Source organism: Candidatus Erwinia dacicola (assembly GCF_001756855.1).
GTDB classification, from domain to species: domain Bacteria; phylum Pseudomonadota; class Gammaproteobacteria; order Enterobacterales; family Enterobacteriaceae; genus Erwinia; species Erwinia dacicola.
The window spans coordinates 1-1,620 of the sequence record NZ_MAYS01000532.1 but is presented as its reverse complement, the minus strand read 5'-3'; the positions used below and the strand labels follow the sequence as shown (position 1 = coordinate 1,620).

The 1,620-nt window shown below is 53.0% G+C and carries 2 protein-coding genes and 1 pseudogene; 2 read left to right on the top strand and 1 reads right to left on the bottom strand.

Translation table 11 applies throughout. The features are described from left to right. Positions 1–184: pseudogene (locus BBW68_RS17110) on the top strand (IS3 family transposase); the annotation flags it as partial. On the opposite strand, the gene BBW68_RS13460 reads toward BBW68_RS17110, so the two are convergent. Continuing rightward, a complete protein-coding gene (locus BBW68_RS13460; RefSeq protein ID WP_070135745.1) occupies positions 148–597 on the bottom strand; it encodes a phage integrase N-terminal domain-containing protein in 450 nt (149 codons plus the stop codon). The pseudogene BBW68_RS17110 and the gene BBW68_RS13460 overlap by 37 nt on opposite strands. Before the next feature lie 748 nt (positions 598–1,345). Here BBW68_RS13460 and BBW68_RS13455 point away from each other — a divergent pair. Further along, on the top strand, positions 1,346–1,620 hold a 275-nt coding region (locus tag BBW68_RS13455; protein ID WP_148127483.1), incomplete at its 3' end, for an IS6 family transposase.

The window sequence follows — 1,620 nt, the reverse complement described above, 5'->3', positions numbered from 1 at the left end:
GAAGACCGAATGGGTGCCGACGAAGGGCTATAACAGCTTCAGCGAAGCCCAGGGCGCGATAATCCGCTATATAACGGGATATTACAGCGCTATCAGGCCCCACTGGTATAACGGCAGTCTAACGCCCAACGAATCTGAGCGGCTGTACTACTTACAGTCTAATGCTGTGGCCAGTATTAGTTGACCACTACAGGCAACACCAGCATGCTCTTTCATAGCATACTGGACTGCCGCGCTGAAAGTCGTATCCGATATGGCCTGTTTTGTGCCCGAACGGCTTGCCCCCCCGATCCCCAGCGTCTTGTTGCTGATGGAATCGGACTGGGCCATGATCGTCTTGCCACACGTCGCCAAGATGGTTCGTATTGTTGTGATCTCATTTTGAATAGTTCGTTTGGATATTCCTTGAGCCAACCGCTGGTCTTTGTACATCACCACATGTTTCGGTTTGATATTCCTGGCCTGTCTGATTTGGATATTCATCGCCAGCAACTGCGCGGCGATGCGATCAGCCATTTTCATTCGGTCAGCAACTGTCTTGAAGCTCCCTCCCGACTGACGGGCCAGCGTAACCATATCTTTTGACAATTTAGACATAGACCCCCTTTCTGGCAACCGGTTATCCACAAATCCCCCGAGGCAAAGCCAGTGCCGCCCGCCATCATCAAGGGGGGCGGGCAAGCGGGAGCGGTGGCGCGACGCAAGGCGCGTCATGCCGACCGGGGAGTTCGTGGATAACCGACTCACTACAACTACAAATAACATCCTGCTCCGATGGCGCGGTTTGAGTTTGGGCTTTAAGCCTCGTGACTGGTATCTGTGCATCGGAGCGACGATGTGTTTAGTTCTTGCATAGCACCCCAGGAGTTCGTCCTGTTCGCGGCATACGCCGGGCTGACTTGCGTCAGGCTGCTACCACATGCTCGTTTTAGCGAGCATCGCCTCAATACCGAGTCGTTTTACCTCCTGTTTGAAATGTTGCCCGAAAGGGGCGGATTGTTGGTGAAATCTCTGTTGGTTTACCTTTGAATTTGCCTATCACGCCGTAACACTTTTCGTGAAAACCTCTCAGTGCCCGAGGTGAGCGGGTTTGCGCGGCTTTTACAGCAGCGTCACTTGTCTTTTGCTACGCGCCAGAGCAAGTGACGTAGCGCTTCCTGGTCCGCACCGGAAGTCAGGGCACAACCCGTCCAGGCATTGTGAGCAGTTTGAAGTCCACCTCAGCAGAGTGAGCGGACAGCAGCGTAAACAGCGGCTGCATTCTTGTAGGTGTTGCCAAAACGGCACTGTTGCAAAGATCTGGCGATGGTAAACTGATGCCACTGTTTAGTTGAAGGAGCAGCACATGAACCCATTTAAAGGTCGACATTTTGAGCGTCATATTATCCTGTGGGCCGTCCGCTGGTACTGCAAATATGGCATCAGTTATCGTGAGCTGCAGGAGATGCTGGCTGAGCGAGGGGTAAATGTTGATCACACCACGATTTATCGATGGGTTCAGCGTTCTGCACCTGAGATGGAAAAGCGGCGGCGCTGGTACTGGCGTCAACCTTCCGGTTTTGGCTCATGGCATCTCGATGAAACCTACGTGAAGGTCAACGGACGCTGGGCTTATCTGTA